Origin of the sequence: Burkholderia sp. Nafp2/4-1b, from assembly GCF_003635165.1 — a bacterium.
In the GTDB taxonomy this organism is placed as follows: Bacteria; Pseudomonadota; Gammaproteobacteria; order Burkholderiales; family Burkholderiaceae; genus Burkholderia.
Genome location: NZ_ML058605.1, coordinates 49807 through 65758, shown reverse-complemented (window position 1 = coordinate 65758; position 15952 = coordinate 49807). Strand labels below are relative to the sequence as shown.

Annotated in this window: 13 protein-coding genes; 3 read left to right on the top strand and 10 right to left on the bottom strand. The window is 66.6% G+C overall.

Annotated elements, in window-relative coordinates; translation table 11 throughout:
• The first annotated feature begins 21 nt into the window (after positions 1 to 21).
• Entirely contained in the window at positions 22 to 744 is a 723-nt protein-coding gene (murU, locus tag C7H84_RS14340) for an N-acetylmuramate alpha-1-phosphate uridylyltransferase MurU (RefSeq protein WP_121859403.1), read from the top strand.
• A gap of 210 nt (positions 745 to 954) precedes the next feature.
• Here the strand turns inward: murU and C7H84_RS14335 are convergent, their stop codons facing one another.
• Complete coding sequence (locus C7H84_RS14335) at positions 955 to 2826, bottom strand: ABC transporter ATP-binding protein/permease (RefSeq protein WP_121859402.1); 1872 nt, start codon at positions 2824 to 2826, stop codon at positions 955 to 957.
• A gap of 173 nt (positions 2827 to 2999) precedes the next feature.
• On the opposite strand from C7H84_RS14335, the gene C7H84_RS14325 reads away from it, so the two are divergent.
• The gene (locus C7H84_RS14325; protein WP_121859400.1) at positions 3000 to 3395 is read left to right on the top strand and encodes an acyl-CoA thioesterase; all 396 of its coding nucleotides are present in this window, start codon (positions 3000 to 3002) and stop codon (positions 3393 to 3395) included.
• A gap of 51 nt (positions 3396 to 3446) precedes the next feature.
• Here C7H84_RS14325 and C7H84_RS14320 read toward each other — a convergent pair whose 3' ends face one another.
• On the bottom strand, positions 3447 to 3929 hold the full coding sequence (locus C7H84_RS14320) for a nitrate reductase associated protein (protein WP_121859399.1): 483 nt from the start codon (positions 3927 to 3929) through the stop codon (positions 3447 to 3449).
• 120 nt (positions 3930 to 4049) lie between these two features.
• On the opposite strand from C7H84_RS14320, the gene fdhD reads away from it, so the two are divergent.
• On the top strand, positions 4050 to 4886 hold the full coding sequence (gene fdhD, locus C7H84_RS14315) for a formate dehydrogenase accessory sulfurtransferase FdhD (RefSeq protein ID WP_121859666.1): 837 nt from the start codon (positions 4050 to 4052) through the stop codon (positions 4884 to 4886).
• A gap of 51 nt (positions 4887 to 4937) precedes the next feature.
• Here the strand turns inward: fdhD and C7H84_RS14310 are convergent, their stop codons facing one another.
• The 8 genes from C7H84_RS14310 to aspS all read right to left on the bottom strand — a co-directional run bounded on the left by C7H84_RS14310 (position 4938) and on the right by aspS (position 15924).
• On the bottom strand, positions 4938 to 5705 hold the full coding sequence (locus tag C7H84_RS14310; RefSeq protein ID WP_121859398.1) for an enoyl-CoA hydratase: 768 nt from the start codon (positions 5703 to 5705) through the stop codon (positions 4938 to 4940).
• A gap of 90 nt (positions 5706 to 5795) precedes the next feature.
• Positions 5796 to 6995 carry an acetyl-CoA C-acyltransferase gene (locus C7H84_RS14305; protein WP_121859397.1) on the bottom strand — a complete coding sequence of 400 codons (1200 nt, stop codon included), beginning with the start codon at positions 6993 to 6995 and terminating at the stop codon, positions 5796 to 5798.
• 22 nt (positions 6996 to 7017) lie between these two features.
• Positions 7018 to 9453 carry a 3-hydroxyacyl-CoA dehydrogenase/enoyl-CoA hydratase family protein gene (locus C7H84_RS14300; protein WP_121859396.1) on the bottom strand — a complete coding sequence of 812 codons (2436 nt, stop codon included), beginning with the start codon at positions 9451 to 9453 and terminating at the stop codon, positions 7018 to 7020.
• A 113-nt stretch (positions 9454 to 9566) separates the two neighbouring features.
• The gene (locus C7H84_RS14295) at positions 9567 to 11354 is read right to left on the bottom strand and encodes an acyl-CoA dehydrogenase C-terminal domain-containing protein (protein ID WP_121859395.1); all 1788 of its coding nucleotides are present in this window, start codon (positions 11352 to 11354) and stop codon (positions 9567 to 9569) included.
• A 58-nt stretch (positions 11355 to 11412) separates the two neighbouring features.
• A complete protein-coding gene (locus C7H84_RS14290) occupies positions 11413 to 12012 on the bottom strand; it encodes a TetR/AcrR family transcriptional regulator (RefSeq protein WP_014896084.1) in 600 nt (199 codons plus the stop codon).
• Between the two features lie 189 nt (positions 12013 to 12201).
• Positions 12202 to 13476 carry a cardiolipin synthase ClsB gene (gene clsB, locus C7H84_RS14285; RefSeq protein ID WP_121859394.1) on the bottom strand — a complete coding sequence of 425 codons (1275 nt, stop codon included), beginning with the start codon at positions 13474 to 13476 and terminating at the stop codon, positions 12202 to 12204.
• A complete protein-coding gene (gene nudB, locus C7H84_RS14280) occupies positions 13473 to 13967 on the bottom strand; it encodes a dihydroneopterin triphosphate diphosphatase (RefSeq protein ID WP_121859393.1) in 495 nt (164 codons plus the stop codon). The genes clsB and nudB overlap by 4 nt, the downstream gene beginning before the upstream one ends.
• A 154-nt stretch (positions 13968 to 14121) precedes the next feature.
• On the bottom strand, positions 14122 to 15924 hold the full coding sequence (gene aspS, locus C7H84_RS14275; protein ID WP_059233228.1) for an aspartate--tRNA ligase: 1803 nt from the start codon (positions 15922 to 15924) through the stop codon (positions 14122 to 14124).
• Positions 15925 to 15952 lie beyond the last annotated feature (28 nt).

Here is a 15952-nt window from a genome sequence, read left to right as displayed (position 1 = left end):
CACCTTCAGCCTCAGCCGAACATGAGCACTACCCTGACCACGGCGATGATCTTCGCCGCCGGGCGCGGCGAACGGATGCGCCCGCTGACCGACTCCCGCCCGAAACCGCTGCTCGAAGCCGGCGGCAAGCCGCTGATCGTCTGGCAGATCGAGGCGCTCGCTCGCGCGGGCATCGAGACGATCGTGATCAACCACGCGTGGCTCGGCGAACAGTTCGAGGCGACGCTCGGCGACGGTTCGCGCTGGGGCGTGCGGCTCGCGTATTCGGCCGAAGGCGATGCACTGGAGACCGCCGGCGGTATCGCGCAGGCGCTGCCGCTGCTCGAGCGCGACGGCGAGCCGACGGTGTTCGCAGCGGTTGCGGGCGACGTGTATTGCGGCTTCGACTACCGGACGCTCGCCGCGCGTGCCGCACGGATGGCCGCGCTCGACGCGCCGGCGCTGCATCTCGTGATGGTGCCGAACCCGCCGTTCCATCCGGACGGCGATTTCGTGCTGCGCGACGACGGCCGGCTCGCCCTCGCTGGCGCGCCGCGCGTCACGTTCGGCAGCATCGGCGTGTACGACACGCGGATGTTCCGCGACATCGAGCCCGGCACGCACCGCGCGCTGAAGCCGTACTTCACGGCGACGATCGAAGCCGGCCGCGCGACCGGGGAACTGTATGAAGGTATCTGGGAGAACGTCGGCACGCCCGCGCAGCTCGGCGAACTGGACGCACGGCTGCGCGCGGCCGCGCGCTGATCGTCGGGCGCCCGAGCACGGGTTCGCACGATGACCTGACAGGGCGATGAAGGCCCGGCGGATCGGCGACATGCCGAGCCCGAAGCCGATGCAACGAACGCTCAGCCGGGTCACTGGGCCGTGCCTGCGCCCTGCCGCCCGCAGCCGCGGCCGCGGCCGCGGCCGACAAACCGCCCATTCTCGCCGCGCTCCGTCGCGCGGCTTCCACGCTCACGCGGCCTCGGCCGCTTCCCCGCCCGCCGCCGCGCGCTGCTGCTGCAGCGCCCACATCTGCGCATACAGCCCGCCCGCGCGCACGAGTTCGTCATGCGTGCCGCGCTCGACGATCCGCCCGTGGTCCATCACGAGAATCTGCTGCGCATGCACGACCGTCGACAGCCGGTGCGCGATCACGAGCGTCGTGCGGTGCCGCGCGATCTGGTCGAGCTCCTGCTGGATCGCGCGCTCCGAGCGCGAATCGAGCGCGGAGGTCGCCTCGTCGAACAGCAGCACCGGCGGATCCTTCAGCAGCGTGCGCGCGATCGCGACGCGCTGCTTCTCGCCGCCCGACAGCTTCAGCCCGCGCTCGCCGACCGGCGTGTCGTAACCCTTCGGCAAGCTCTCGATGAAGTCGTGGATGTGCGCGGCACGCGCGGCCGCGATCACTTCGTCGCGGCTCGCGGTCGGCCGGCCGTACGCGATGTTGTAGTAGATCGAGTCGTTGAACAGCACGGTGTCCTGCGGCACGATCCCAATCGACGCGCGCAGCGAGTCCTGCGTGACGTCGCGAATGTCCTGGCCGTCGATGCGAATCGCGCCGCCCGCCTGCCGGTCCAGATCGTAGAAGCGGAACAGCAGCCGCGACAGCGTCGACTTGCCCGAGCCGCTGTGACCGACCACCGCGGTCGTCGTGCCCGCTTCGATCGTGAACGTCACGTCGTGCAGGATCGGCCGCGATGCTTCGTACGCGAAATTCACGTGCTCGAAGCGCACCTGCGCGCCGGCCACCGCGAGCGGCCGCGCGTCGGGCGCGTCCGCGACCTCCTTCGCCGACGACAGCAGCCCGAACATCCGGTCCATGTCAGTCAGGCTCTGCTTCAGCTCGCGATACACGACACCGAGGAAGTTCAGCGGAATGTACAGCTGCAGCATGAACGTGTTGATCAGCACGAGATCGCCGAGCGTGAGCTTGCCGGCCAGCACGCCCTGCGTCGCGCGCCACAGGATGAACACGAGCCCGGTGCCGATGATCGCCTGCTGGCCGAAGTTGAGCACCGACAGCGAATTCTGCGAGCGGATCGCGGCCTTGCGATAGCGCTTCAGGTTCTCGTCGTAGCGCTGCGCCTCCCACTCCTCGTTGCCGAAGTACTTCACCGTCTCGTAGTTGATCAGCGAATCGATCGCCCGCGAGTTCGCGCGCGAATCGAGCTCGTTCATCGTGCGGCGAAAGTGCGTGCGCCAGTTGGTGACCTTCACGGTGAACACGATGTACGTGACGAGCGCCGCGAACGTCACGTACGCGTAGTACGCGTCGTACTTGACCACGAAGAAGCCGAGCACGAGCCCGACCTCGACGAGCGTCGGCAGGATGCTGTACAGCGAATAGGAAATCAGTTGCTGGATGCCGCGCGTGCCGCGCTCGATGTCGCGCGACATGCCGCCCGTCTGGCGTTCGAGATGGAAGCGCAGCGACAGCCCGTGCAGATGCCGGAACACCTGCAGCGCGAGCTGGCGCACCGCGCTCTCGGTCACCTTCGAGAACAGGATTTCGCGCAGCTCGGTGAAGAGCGACGTCGACAGCCGCACGAACGCATACGCGACCACCAGCAGGCCGACGCCACTCGCGAGCACGATGCCGGCCGACTGCTCGGCGCGGCCGAGCGCGGTCAGCTGCTGCACGGCGGACAGGTGGTCGACGATGCGTTTCATCACGACCGGCACGCCGAGGTTCGCGACCTTCGCGCCGATCAGGCAGCCGAGCGCGAGCGCGACGCGCCATTTGTAGGTGGCGAGATACGGCAGCAGCGACCGGATGGTCTGCCAGTCGTTGCGGGGCCCGGTCGGAGCCGGCGCGGGCTCGCCGGAAGCGGAATATCGGCGCATGGGGGAAGGATCGGCGACGGTGCCGGACGCGTGTTGCGGCGGCCGACTCGCGCACTTTCTCGTACAATTTGTGATCGTTGTATTGTCGCAGAAGCCGCTTAGCGCCGCTGCCGGCGGCCGCGCCGGCCGGCCTGCGCGCGGCGGCCTACTTATTACAGGATGAAAGCCCCGCCATGACCGATTCGACCCTGGAACTCCCGCAGAAACAGCCCGCGCTGCGCGTCGTCCCGCAACCGCACGACGCGAACGTCCACGGCGACGTGTTCGGCGGCTGGATCATGTCGCAGGTCGACATCGCCGGTTCGATCCCCGCGAGCCAGCGCGCGAACGGCCGCGTCGCGACGGTCGCGGTCAATTCGTTCGTGTTCAAGCAGCCGGTGTTCGTCGGCGATCTGCTGAGCTTCTATGCGACCATCACGCGCACCGGCAACACGTCGGTGACGGTCGACGTCGAGGTGTACGCGCAGCGCATGCGCCTGATCGGCGAAATCGTCAAGGTTACCGAAGCGACGCTCACCTACGTCGCGACCGGCCCCGATCGCAAGCCGCGGCAGCTGCCGGCGCTGTAACCACGCACCGCGCCGCACTGCATCGCGGCGCGCGACGCTCGCCGGGGCCCGTCAGTGCGTGGCCGTCAGCCCGAACTCCCGCATCGCCGGCACGAAGTCGTGGTTGAGCTTCGGCTTGCGCGACAGCTTCATCAGCACGTAGCGCTGGAACGGCGCGAGCCGCTGCCACTGCGCCAGCGCCGGCGCCGGCAGCCCGGCCAGCGCGCTCTGCTGCACGAGCGCGTCGGGCACCGTGTCGGTGCCGCGCCAGCTCGGCTGCTCGTCCGGCTGGAACCACGACGGTTCGAGGTCGGCATGCGTGCGCAGCATTTCGAACAGCGCATGATCGAAATTGGGCTCGATCGCGGTGTCGTCGTCGGCCGGAAAGCGCGCGAGCAGCTTGCGGTCCTCGAGCGGCAACAGCTGCCACTGCTCGAGCGAAATCCGCAGACCGAAGCGGTCGAGGTTGAAACGCACGATCATCGGGATGTACGTCAGGTTTTCCGACGAATCGTGTTCGAAATCGAATAGCAGCGGAGCGTCGCTGAGTCCCATGGTCGTTACCTGAGTGGCGGATGCCGGCGCGGCCGGCCTGCCTGAGGTATTTTAGAACCTCTGCGCGCGAGCGGCGCACACGATCGCCGCCGCTGCCGCTTCGAATCAACGGGAGTGCTCGTGAATCCGACCGAAACCGATCAACCGTGCGACGAACCGCGCGGCGCGCTCGAATTGTCCGTGCGCCGCACGCGCGGCGGCACCGTCGAGACCGCGCACGACTACGTCGGCCAGGAATGGCCGGTCGCGCTGGTCTTCAACGGCATCTCGCACGCGGTGATGATGTGCACGCCGCGCGATCTCGAAGCGTTCGCGGTCGGCTTCGCGATCTCGGAAGGGATCGTCGAACGCGGCAGCGACATCAAGGACATCGAGGTGATCCTGCACGCCGGCGCGCCGCTGCCGCACGCGGAGGTGCATCTGGAAGTCGTGCAGCAGGCGTTCGCCGCGCTGAAGGACCGGCGCCGCGCGCTCGCGGGGCGCACCGGCTGCGGCGTGTGCGGAATCGAGAGCATCGACCTGCTCGACCTCGCGCCCGAACGCGTGCCCGATACCGGCTTTCTCGCGCGCCTCGCACCCGACGCGCTCGCGCGCGCGGCGCACGCGCTGCCGGCGCACCAGGCGCTCACGCAACTCACCGGCGGCCTGCACGCGGCGGCGTGGTGCGACGCAACAGGCGCGATCCGGATGGCGTTCGAGGATGTCGGCCGCCACAACGCGCTCGACAAGCTGATCGGCTCACTGGTGCTGTCGCGCGCCGACACGACCGACGGCTTCGTGTTCCTGTCGAGCCGCGCGAGCTACGAGCTCGTGCGCAAGTCGGCGCGGGTCGGCATTCCGCTGGTCGCGACGATCTCCGCGCCGTCGTCGCTCGCAATCGAGATCGCGAAGGCGGCCGGCTTGCGACTGGTCAGTTTCTGCCGCGAAACCGGCCACGTCGACTACGGCACGGCCTGATTCAGGCCGCGCGAGCGCGCCGACGGTCTCCCGCCGGCGCGCTTCGATCCGTCAGTCGAACTGACGGAAATCCGGCTTGCGCTTCTCGAAGAACGCCGTCATCGCCTCGCGGGCTTCCGGTGCGAGCAGCATCGCGGAGAAGTGGCCGGCTTCCTCCGACATCCGCTCGGCAATCGCCACGCCGCCCGTCTGCTTCAACAGCGCCTTCGTCACGCGCAGCGACGACGCCGGCAGCGCGGCGAGCTTCGCGGCCTGCTTCGCCGCGAACGCGTCGAGCTCGGCCGCCGGCAGCACGCGATTGACGATGCCGATCCGGTGCGCTTCGAGCGCGTCGAACGCTTCGCCGAGCAGCAGCTTTTCAGCGGCGATCTGATGGCCGGCCAGGCGCGGCAGCAGCACGCTCGACGCGGCCTCCGGACACAGCCCCAACTGCACGAACGGCAGCGAGAACGTCGCGGTGTCGGCCGCGTACACGAGATCGCAATGCAGCAGCATTGTCACACCCACGCCGACCGCGATGCCCGGCACCGCGGCGACGATCGGCTTGCTCGCAGTGCTGATGCGACCGAGGAACTGGAACACCGGTGCGTTCTTGTCCTTCGGCGGCGTCTTCAGGAAGTCCTCGAGATCGTTCCCCGCGCTGAAGTTGCCGTCGCCGCCGCGCAGCAGGATCGCACGGATCGCCTTGTCTTCCTGCGCATCGGCGAGCGCGTCAGCCATCGCCTGGTACATCGCCGCCGTCAGCGCGTTCTTCTTCGCCGGGCGCGCGATCGTGATCGTCAGCACGCCGTCGGCGCGTTCCACTTGAATTTCGGCCACAACCGTCTCCTTTGACTTTCCTCTTCCGGAATGAAAAACGGTGCGCAAGCTCGTGGCTCGCGCACCGTGATCGTTACTGTCCCGCTCCGCTTACAGGCGTTCGATGATGCCCGCCGCACCCATGCCGGTGCCGACGCACATCGTGACCATCCCGTATTTCAGGTTGCGACGGCGCAGGCCGTGCACGACGGTCGCCGCGCGGATCGCGCCGGTCGCGCCGAGCGGGTGGCCGAGCGCGATCGCGCCGCCGACCGGGTTGACCTTCGACGGATCGAGGCCGAGATCGCGGATCACCGCCAGCGACTGCGCGGCGAAGGCCTCGTTCAGCTCGATCCAGTCGAGATCGTCCTGCTTCAGGCCCGCGGCCTTCAGCGCGGCCGGAATCGCTTCCTTCGGACCGATGCCCATGATTTCCGGCGGCACGCCGCGCACTGCGAAGCTCACGAAGCGCGCGAGCGGCGTCAGGTTGAATTCCTTGAGCACCTTCTCCGACACCACCAGCAGCGCGCCCGCGCCGTCCGAAGTCTGCGAGCTGTTGCCGGCCGTGACCGAGCCCTTGTTCGCGAACACCGTGCGGAGCTTCGCGAGGCCTTCGAGCGTCGTGTCCGCACGCGGACCTTCGTCGAGCGCGATCTCGCGCGTCTTCACGTCGATTTCGCCGGTCGCGAGATTCGGGAAACGCTCGGTGATCGTGTACGCGGCGATTTCGTCGCCGAATTCGCCGGCCTGCTGCGCGGCAAGCGCCTTGCGGTGCGATTCGACCGAGAACGCGTCCTGGTCTTCGCGGCTCACCTTCCACTGCTCGGCGACGCGCTCGGCGGTCAGGCCCATCCCGTATGCAATGCCGAAGTCTTCGCTGCGATCGAAGATGTGCGGCGACATCGACGGCTTGTTGCCCATCATCGGCACCATGCTCATCGACTCGCAGCCGCCCGCGAAGATCGCGTCCGATTCACCGACGCGGATGCGGTCGGCCGCCATCGCCAGCGCGGTGATGCCCGACGCGCAGAAACGGTTGACCGTCACGCCGCCGACCGTCTGCGGCAGGCCCGCGAGCAGCGCGCCCATCCGTGCGACGTTCAGGCCCTGCTCGGCTTCCGGAATCGCGCAGCCGATGATCGCGTCCTCGATCAGCTTCGTGTCGAAGCCCGGCACCTGCGCGACCGCCGACTTGATCGCGTGAACCAGCAGCTCGTCGGGGCGCGTGTTCTTGAAGACTCCGCGCGGTGCCTTGCCGATCGGGGTGCGGCTGGCGGCGACGATGTATGCGTCTTGCAGTTGTTTGCTCATTTCAGACTCCTTGTCTGCTCGCTCAGTTACGCACCGGCTTGCCGGTCTGCAACATGCCCATGATCCGTTCCTGCGTCTTCTGCGTGCCGAGCAGCTCGACGAACGCGCGGCGCTCGAGCGCGAGCAGCCATTGCTCGTCGACGAGGCTGCCGGCTTCGACGTCGCCGCCGCACACGGCTTCGGCGATGCGGCTCGCGATCAGGTAGTCGTGGTCGCTGATGAAGCGGCCGTCACGCATGTTGACGAGCGATGCCTTGATCGTCGCGATTGCCGAGCGGCCCGCGACCGGCACGTCCTTCGCGCGCAGCGGCGCACGGTAGCCGGTGGCTGCCAGCGCACGCGCTTCCTTCTTCGCGGTGTCGAGCAGTTCGAACACGTTGAAGATGATCGTGTCGGACGGCTTCACGTAACCCATCGCACGTGCATCGTGCGCGGACGCCGATACCTTCGCCATCGCGGCGTTCTCGAACGACTTCGTGACGAACTTCAGGATGTCGGTGGTCGCGTTCGCGGCCGTGGCGGCTTCCGCCGCGCGCAGCGCCGCTTCCTTCAGGCCGCCGCCGGCCGGCACGAGGCCGACGCCCACTTCGACGAGACCGATGTAGCTCTCGACGTGCACGACGCGCTTCGCGCTGTGCAGCATCAGCTCGCACCCGCCGCCGAGCGCGATGCCCGACACGGCCGCCACCACCGGTACGTTCGCGTACTTCACGCGCAGCATGCCTTCCTGGAACTTCTTCACGAACGGCTCGATGCCCTTCGCGCCGCCCATCATGAACGCGGGCATCGCCTCTTCGAGGTTCGCGCCGGCCGAGAACGGGCCGCCCGGCGTGCCGAGCTTCAGCGACGTCGACTGCCAGATCACCACGCCCTTGTAATCCTTCTCCGCGAGTTCGATCGCCTGCACGAGGCCGTCGATCACGCTCGGTCCGATCGTGTTCATCTTCGACTTGAACGACACGATCACGACGTCGTCTTCACCGGCACGATCGTCGACCCAGGCACGCACCGCGTCGGTTTCGAACAGCGTCTTGCCGTACGTCTTAGGATCGGCACCGGCTTCGCCCAGCAGCGGCGCGCGGAACACCTGCTTGTCGTACACGGCCAGGTCCGAGCGCGGCACGAAGCGCTTCGATGCCGGCGCCCACGAGCCTTCGGCCGTGTGCACGCCGCCCTGCTCGGCGACCGGGCCTTCGAGCACCCACGACGGCAGCGGCACGTTCGCGAGCGCCTTGCCGGCCGCGATGTCTTCCTGCACCCACTCGGCAACCTGCTTCCAGCCGGCGGCCTGCCAGCCTTCGAACGGGCCTTCGTTCCAGCCGAAGCCCCAGCGGATCGCGAGGTCGACGTCGCGCGCGTTGTCGGCGATCGACTCGAGATGCACGCCGATGTAGTGGAACACGTCGCGGAAGATCGACCACAGGAACTGCGCATGCGGATGGTCCGTCTCGCGCAGCAGCTTCAGGCGTTCCGCCGGCGGGCGCTTCAGGATGCGGCCGACGGTCTCGTCCGCCTTCGCGCCCGAATCCACGTAGGTGCCCGTCTTCGCGTCGAGCACCTTGATCGCCTTGCCTTCCTTCTTGTAGAAGCCGCCGCCCGTCTTCTGGCCGAGCGCGCCCTGCTTCACCAGTTCGGCGAGCACGGCAGGCGTCTGGTAGACCGGGAAGAACGGATCGTCGGCGAGGTTGTCCTGCATCGTCTTGATCACGTGCGCCATCGTGTCGAGGCCGACCACGTCCGCGGTGCGGAACGTCGCCGACTTCGCGCGGCCGAGGCGGCTGCCCGTCAGATCGTCGACTTCGTCGAAGCGCAGGCCGAACTTCGCGGCCTCGGTAATCACCGCGAGGATCGAGAAGATGCCGACGCGGTTCGCGATGAAGTTCGGCGTGTCCTTCGCGCGCACGACGCCCTTGCCGACGATGCTCGTCAGGAAGGTTTCGAGCTGGTCGAGGATTTCCGGGCGCGTGTGCGCGGTCGGGATCAGCTCGACGAGATGCATGTAGCGCGGCGGGTTGAAGAAGTGCACGCCGCAGAAGCGCGACTTCAGCTCGTCGGAGAAACCTTCGGACAGCTTCGTGATCGACAGGCCCGACGTGTTGGTCGCGAAGATCGCGTTCGGCGCGATGTGCGGCGCGACCTTCTTGTACAGGTCGTGCTTCCAGTCCATCCGCTCGGCGATCGCTTCGATCACGACGTCGCACTCGGCGAGCTTCGCGATGTCGTCTTCGTAGTTCGCGGCTTCGAGGTATTTCGCGTCGTCCTTCACGCCGAACGGCGCGGGCGACAGCTTCTTGAGGTTCTCGATCGCCTTCAGCGCGATCGCGTTTTTCGGGCCTTCCTTGGCCGGCAGGTCGAACAGCAGCACCGGCACGCGCGCGTTGACGAGATGCGCGGCGATCTGCGCGCCCATCACGCCGGCGCCCAGCACGGCGACCTTGCGAATCAGGAAATTGCTCACGGGATGTCTCCGGATAATGTCGTGCAGCACGGATTGGGAGGGCTGCACGGCGAAGTGAGTACCAGGAACCGTTGGGTTCGGGCGGCGCGCGGCGCGCACCGCCCGGACTCGCGTCAGAACAGCGATTCGTCGACTTCCATCAGCGTCTTCGAACCGGCGCGCGCGGCGCGGATCGTCGATGCCGTTTCCGGCAGCAGACGCGCGAAGTAGAAACGGGCGGTGGCGAGCTTCGACTTGTAGAACGGATCGCCCGACGCTTCCTTATCGAGCGCGAGACGCGCCATGCGCGCCCAGAAGTACGAGAACACCAGGTGGCCGACGGTGCGCAGGTACGGCACGGCGGCGGCGCCGACTTCGTCCGGGTTCTGCATCGCCTTCATGCCGATTTCCATCGTCAGCTTCTGCACCTTGTCGCCGATGTCGGCGAGCGGGTTGATGAACTCGGCCATCTCGGGCTTCACGCCTTCGGCTTCCGCGAATTCGGTGACGAGCTTGCCGAACTTCTTCAGCTTCGCGCCCATGTCGCCGAGCACCTTGCGGCCCAGCAGGTCGAGCGACTGGATCGAGTTCGTGCCTTCGTAGATCATGTTGATCCGCGCGTCGCGCACGTACTGCTCCATGCCCCACTCGGAGATGAAGCCGTGGCCGCCGTAGATCTGCATCGCGTGGTTGGTCGACTCGAACGCGTTGTCGGTCAGGAACGCCTTGATGATCGGCGTGAGCAGCGCGACGAGGTCGGCCGCTTCCTTGCGCACCGCTTCGTCACCGTGCGACAGCTCCTTGTCGATCTGCAGCGCCGACCAGTACGTGAACGCGCGCGCGCCTTCCGCGTAGGCTTTCTGCGTGAGCAGCATGCGGCGCACGTCCGGGTGCACGATGATCGGGTCGGCCGGCTTGTCGGGTGCCTTCGGGCCCGTCAGCGAGCGCATCTGCAGGCGTTCCTTCGCGTACGTGAGCGAGTTCTGGTATGCGACTTCCGTCAGGCCGAGGCCCTGCATGCCGACGCCCAGACGCGCGGCGTTCATCATCACGAACATCGCGTTCAAGCCCTTGTTCGGCTCGCCGACCATCCAGCCCTTCGCGTTGTCGAGGTTCATCACGCACGTCGAGTTGCCGTGGATGCCCATCTTGTGTTCGATCGAGCCGCACTTGATGCCGTTGCGCTCGCCCGGCTCGCCCGCGGCGTCCGGAATGAACTTCGGCACGATGAACAGCGAGATCCCCTTCGTGCCTTGCGGCGCGTCCGGCAGGCGCGCGAGCACGAGGTGGACGATGTTCTTCGACATGTCGTGCTCGCCGCTCGAGATGAAGATCTTCGTGCCGCTGATCGAGTACGAGCCGTCGCCGTTGGGTTCGGCCTTGGTGCGCAGGATGCCGAGGTCGGTGCCGCAGTGCGGCTCGGTCAGGCACATCGTGCCCGTCCATTCGCCCGACACGAGCTTCGGCAGGTATTGCTGCTGGAGTTCCGGCGCGCCGTGCGCGTGCAGGCATTCGTACGCGCCGTGCGACAGGCCCGGATACATCGTCCATGCCTGGTTCGCCGAGTTCAGCATTTCGTAGAGCGCGTTGTTCACGAACGCGGGCAGGCCCTGGCCGCCGTAGTCCGGATCGCAGCCGAGCGCCGGCCAGCCGGCCTCGACGTATTGTTGGTAGGCTTCCTTGAAGCCGGTCGGGGTCTTCACGACGCCGTCGCCTTCATACGTGCAGCCTTCGCGGTCGCCGACCTGGTTCAGCGGGAACAGTACCTCGGAGCAGAACTTGCCCGCTTCCTCGAGGACCTGGTTGATCGTGTCGGCGTCGAGGTCCGCATGCCGCGGCATTTGCTTGACCTCGGCTTCGACGTTCAGAAGCTCGTGCAACACGAATTGCATGTCGCGCAGCGGCGCGGCGTACTGTCCCATGACTCTCTCCAAAGGTGGGCAAAACGGCTCGAGCTCCTGGCGGGCGGGTTACGCGCCGCTAACGGCTCTCGCTCTGATACGAAACGATCGTCTTTTCCAGCGCGGCCCACGTGAGGCGCACCGCATCCGGCGAATGCAGGAAGCGTGCGTCGTGATGCAGGCCGAGCGTGAAGCTGTACAACTCGAAGAGCATCAGGTCCGGATCGGTATCCGCACGCAGATGGCCTTCTTCCTTCGCCTGCGAAATGGCACGCAGCATCGCGGCACGCCAGGCCGTCACGCTCGCGATCAGTTGCTCGCGCACGGGGCTGTCCGGCCGGTCGTCGTACTCGACGGCCCCGCTGATGTAGATGCATCCGGTCGTCACCTCCTGGATGCGCTTCTCCGTCCAGCGAGCCAGCATCGCCCGCAGGCGCGGCAAGCCTCGCGCCTCGCGCAGGCTCGGAAAGAACACCTCGTTTTCGAAACGATGGTGATACTCGCGGACGACCTCGACCTGCAAGTCTTCGCGCGATCCGAAGTGCGCGAACACACCGCTCTTGCTCATCTGCATGCGCTCGGCCAGCAGGCCGATCGTCAGCCCCTCCAGCCCGTCACGGCTGGCGAGGTCCAAAGCAGCTTCGAGTATCGCGGCACGCGTCTGTTCGCCTTTTCGCATAGCTATTTCTGTAACCGTTCGGGGGTTCGAATAAAATCGAACGGCCGTACTATTATTGAGTGCGGCCGCTCGCGAAACAAGGAAATTATTAGAAACCGGTGTCTAACCGAGCCGCTATTTTGCGCGATTCCGGCGGGACCGGAGCGGCTTTTCCGCACGAACGTGCGGACAGATTTTTGAAGCGAACGCTTAGTCGTAACCGCCGACCGTCAGCGCCTTCATCAGGATGCGGTACGTGTTGTACGCGAGCCAGTTCAGCATACGCTCGATGCGCGGCCGTGCGGCGTACCGCGCGGCGTCGATTTCGCGGCCTTCGGAAAACGCAGCCGCGATCGCGTCGCGCAGCGCGTTGGTCACGTCGTCGTAACGCACCAGCACGACATTGGCCTCATTGTTCAACATCAGACTCAGCGCGTCGAGGTTCGACGAGCCGACCGTCGCCCAGTTGTCGTCGATCACGGCCACCTTGCCGTGCAGGATCGTCTTGTCGTATTCCGCGACGCGCACGCCCGCGCGCAGCAGTGCGTGATACAGGAACGGCACGGCCGTATCGAGCGCCGTGAATTCCTTGCGGCCGATCAGCACCCGCACGTCGACGCCGCGGCGCGCCGCGCCCGTCAGCGCACGGCGCAGCTTGCGGCCCGGCATGAAGTACGGATTCGCGAGCAGGACCCGCTGGCGCGCCCGGCCGATCGCGGCGAGATAGGCCTTCTCGATCGCGCGGCGGTTCACGACGTTGTCGCGCGCGACGAACGCGACGCTCGGCTCGGTCACGACCCGCAGTGCGCCAGCCTTGATCCAGCGGTGGCTGCGCATCCAGCGCCGGAACATCTCGGGGAACGCTTCGCCGCCGTGCAGGCCGGCCGCGTACTGCGCATACGGCTTGTGGCCGAACTGGATCCGGTGCCACTGCAGCTCGAACGCCGCGCGCACGTCCGACACCGCCGGCCCGGCCATCTCGACCGCGAAATCCCAGCGCGCGAACGGCAGCGTCGCGCTGCCCTGCGTGTAGTCGTCGACGATGTTGATGCCGCCGCAGAACGCGACCGCATGATCGATCACCGCGAGCTTGCGGTGCGTGCGCGAGAAGCCGAAGCGGCCGAACAGGTAGCGGTTGTAGATGCAGTGCTCGACGCCGGCCTCGGCCCACGTGTCGAACAGCGGCAGGCGCGCGGTGCCGACGCCGTCGGTGATCACGCGCACGCGCACGCCGCGCTGCACCGCGCGGATCAGCGCATCCGACACCGGGCGGCCGGCTGCATCGTCGCAGTAGATGTAGGTTTCGAGCATCACCTGCTCGCGCGCCGCATCGATCCGCTCGATCAGCGCGTGGAAGAATTCGCTGCCGGTTTCGCAGAGCCGCACCGTGTTGCCGGTCGTGAACGCGAGCCGCGACGCGGAGCCGCGCTCCTGCAGGAACATCTGCCGCAATTGCGCGAAGCGCTTGCGGGCTTCCGCATTCATGCGGACGAGCCGTGCGGCGCCCGCGCGAGCGCCACGCGCACGGGCAATTGCAGGATCGCTTCGGCGTTCGACGGCGAGAAGCAGCGCGCGGCCGCCTCGCGGAACGGCAGCCACGCATGGTCGACATGCTCGCGCGGCGACAGCGTCACGTCCATACGATGCGGCACGCACAGGCCGAACCAGTGCTCGACGTTGCGCGTGACGCCCGGTGCATAGCGATGCAGGTATTGCGGATAGATCGTGTATTCGATCCGGTGATGCCAGTCGATCAGTGCGGTGGGCGGCACGTCGTGCGACCCGACCACGATGCCGGTTTCCTCGGCGACTTCGCGCGCGGCCGTGAGCGCGAGCGGCTCGTCGAGCGTGTCCTTCGATCCGGTCACCGATTGCCAGAAATCGGCCTGGTCGGCACGCTTGATCACCAGCACGTCGAGTTCGGGCGTGTAGATCACGACGAGAACGGATTCGGGGATTTTCGGCGGCTTCGTCATCTTTGTTTCATGCGGCGCAGGGCCGTGCGCCGGGCTGTGCCCGAACGTGCGGCAAGTGCTGCGACTGTACCGCAAAAAATGAAAAAGGCGCACCACGGCGCCTTTTTCGTTGGTGCCGTGCGCACGTTGCCGCACACACGACCTTTGACAAGTGTTACGCCTTCGGCTGTTCCGGCTGGCGCAGACGGATGTGCAGCTCGCGCAGCTGACGCTCGTCGACCGGGCTCGGCGCCTGCGTGAGCAGATCCTGCGCACGCTGCGTCTTCGGGAACGCGATCACGTCGCGGATCGAGTCGGCACCGGCCATCATCGTGACGATGCGGTCGAGACCGAACGCGATACCGCCGTGCGGCGGCGCGCCGTACTGCAGCGCGTCGAGCAGGAAGCCAAACTTCAGTTGCGCCTCTTCCGCACCGATCTTCAGCGCGCGGAACACCTTGCTCTGCACTTCTTCACGATGGATACGCACCGAGCCGCCGCCGATTTCCCAGCCGTTCAGCACCATGTCGTATGCCTTCGCGAGGCAGCGGCCCGGGTCGGTCTCGAGGTACTCGAGGTGCTCGTCCTTCGGGCTCGTGAACGGGTGGTGCGCGGCGACGTAGCGCGCATCTTCGTCGTCGTATTCGAACATCGGGAAGTCGACGACCCACAGCGGCTTCCAGCCGGCCTGGACGAGACCGTTCGCCTTGCCGAATTCCGAATGACCGATCTTCAGGCGCAGTGCGCCGAGGCTGTCGTTGACGACCTTCGCGCGATCGGCCGCGAAGAAGATGATGTCGCCGTCTTCAGCGCCGGTGCGCTCGAGGATCGCCGCGATCGATGCGTCGTGCAGGTTCTTGACGATCGGGCTTTGCAGGCCGTCGCGGCCCTTCGCCTTCTCGTTGACCTTGATCCAGGCGAGGCCCTTCGCGCCGTAGATGCGCACGAATTCCGTGTAGCCATCGATGTCGCCGCGCGACAGTTCGCTGCCCTTCGGCACGCGCAGCGCCGCGACACGGCCGTCCTTCGCGTTGGCCGGCGTGCTGAACACCTTGAAGTCGACGTCCTTCATCGCGTCGGTCAGTTCGGTGAATTCGAGCTGCACGCGCAGGTCCGGCTTGTCCGAACCGAAACGCGCCATCGCTTCCGAGTACGGCATCACCGGGAATTTCGCGTCGAGCTCGACGTCGATCGTCGTCTTGAAGATGTGACGGATCATGTCTTCGAACAGATCGCGGATTTCCTGCTCGCCGAGGAACGACGTCTCGCAGTCGATCTGCGTGAATTCCGGCTGACGGTCGGCGCGGAGGTCTTCGTCGCGGAAGCACTTGGTGATCTGGTAGTAACGGTCGAAGTTCGCGACCATCAGCAGCTGCTTGAACAGCTGCGGCGACTGCGGCAGCGCGAAGAACTGGCCCGCGTTCACGCGCGACGGCACGAGGTAGTCGCGCGCGCCTTCCGGCGTGCTCTTCGTCAGCATCGGCGTTTCGATGTCGATGAAGCCCTGCTCGTCGAGGTACTTGCGCGCTTCGATCGCTACGCGATAGCGCAGGCGCAGGTTGTGCTGCATCTGCGGACGGCGCAGGTCGAGCACGCGGTGCGTGAGGCGCGTCGTTTCCGACAGGTTGTCGTCGTCGAGCTGGAACGGCGGCGTGACCGACGCGTTCAGCACGATCAGCTCGTGGCACAGCACTTCGATCTTGCCGCTCTTCAGGCCGGCGTTGACCGTGCCTTCCGGCCGGTTGCGCACGAGACCCTTGATCTGCACGCAGAACTCGTTGCGCACGCCTTCGGCGGTCGCGAACATTTCCGCGCGGTCCGGGTCGCACACCACCTGCACGAGGCCTTCACGATCGCGCAGGTCGATGAAGATCACACCGCCGTGATCGCGGCGGCGCTGCACCCAGCCGCACAGCGACACGGTTTGGCCCAGCAGGTGTTCGGTCACGAGACCGCAGTATTCAGTACGCATCGACATGATGTTTGCTTTCGTTCGGTTTGATCAA

Bases quoted from the DNA above. Each gene is read 5' to 3' on its own strand.
- murU (WP_121859403.1), top strand. From the start codon at position 22: ATGAGCACTACCCTGACCACGGCGATGATCTTCGCCGCCGGGCGCGGC.
- C7H84_RS14335 (WP_121859402.1), bottom strand. From the start codon at position 2,826: ATGCGCCGATATTCCGCTTCCGGCGAGCCCGCGCCGGCTCCGACCGGG.
- C7H84_RS14325 (WP_121859400.1), top strand. From the start codon at position 3,000: ATGACCGATTCGACCCTGGAACTCCCGCAGAAACAGCCCGCGCTGCGC.
- C7H84_RS14320 (WP_121859399.1), bottom strand. From the start codon at position 3,929: ATGGGACTCAGCGACGCTCCGCTGCTATTCGATTTCGAACACGATTCG.
- C7H84_RS14305 (WP_121859397.1), bottom strand. From the start codon at position 6,995: ATGAGCAAACAACTGCAAGACGCATACATCGTCGCCGCCAGCCGCACC.
- C7H84_RS14295 (WP_121859395.1), bottom strand. From the start codon at position 11,354: ATGGGACAGTACGCCGCGCCGCTGCGCGACATGCAATTCGTGTTGCAC.
- C7H84_RS14290 (WP_014896084.1), bottom strand. From the start codon at position 12,012: ATGCGAAAAGGCGAACAGACGCGTGCCGCGATACTCGAAGCTGCTTTG.
- clsB (WP_121859394.1), bottom strand. From the start codon at position 13,476: ATGAATGCGGAAGCCCGCAAGCGCTTCGCGCAATTGCGGCAGATGTTC.
- nudB (WP_121859393.1), bottom strand. From the start codon at position 13,967: ATGACGAAGCCGCCGAAAATCCCCGAATCCGTTCTCGTCGTGATCTAC.
- aspS (WP_059233228.1), bottom strand. From the start codon at position 15,924: ATGTCGATGCGTACTGAATACTGCGGTCTCGTGACCGAACACCTGCTG.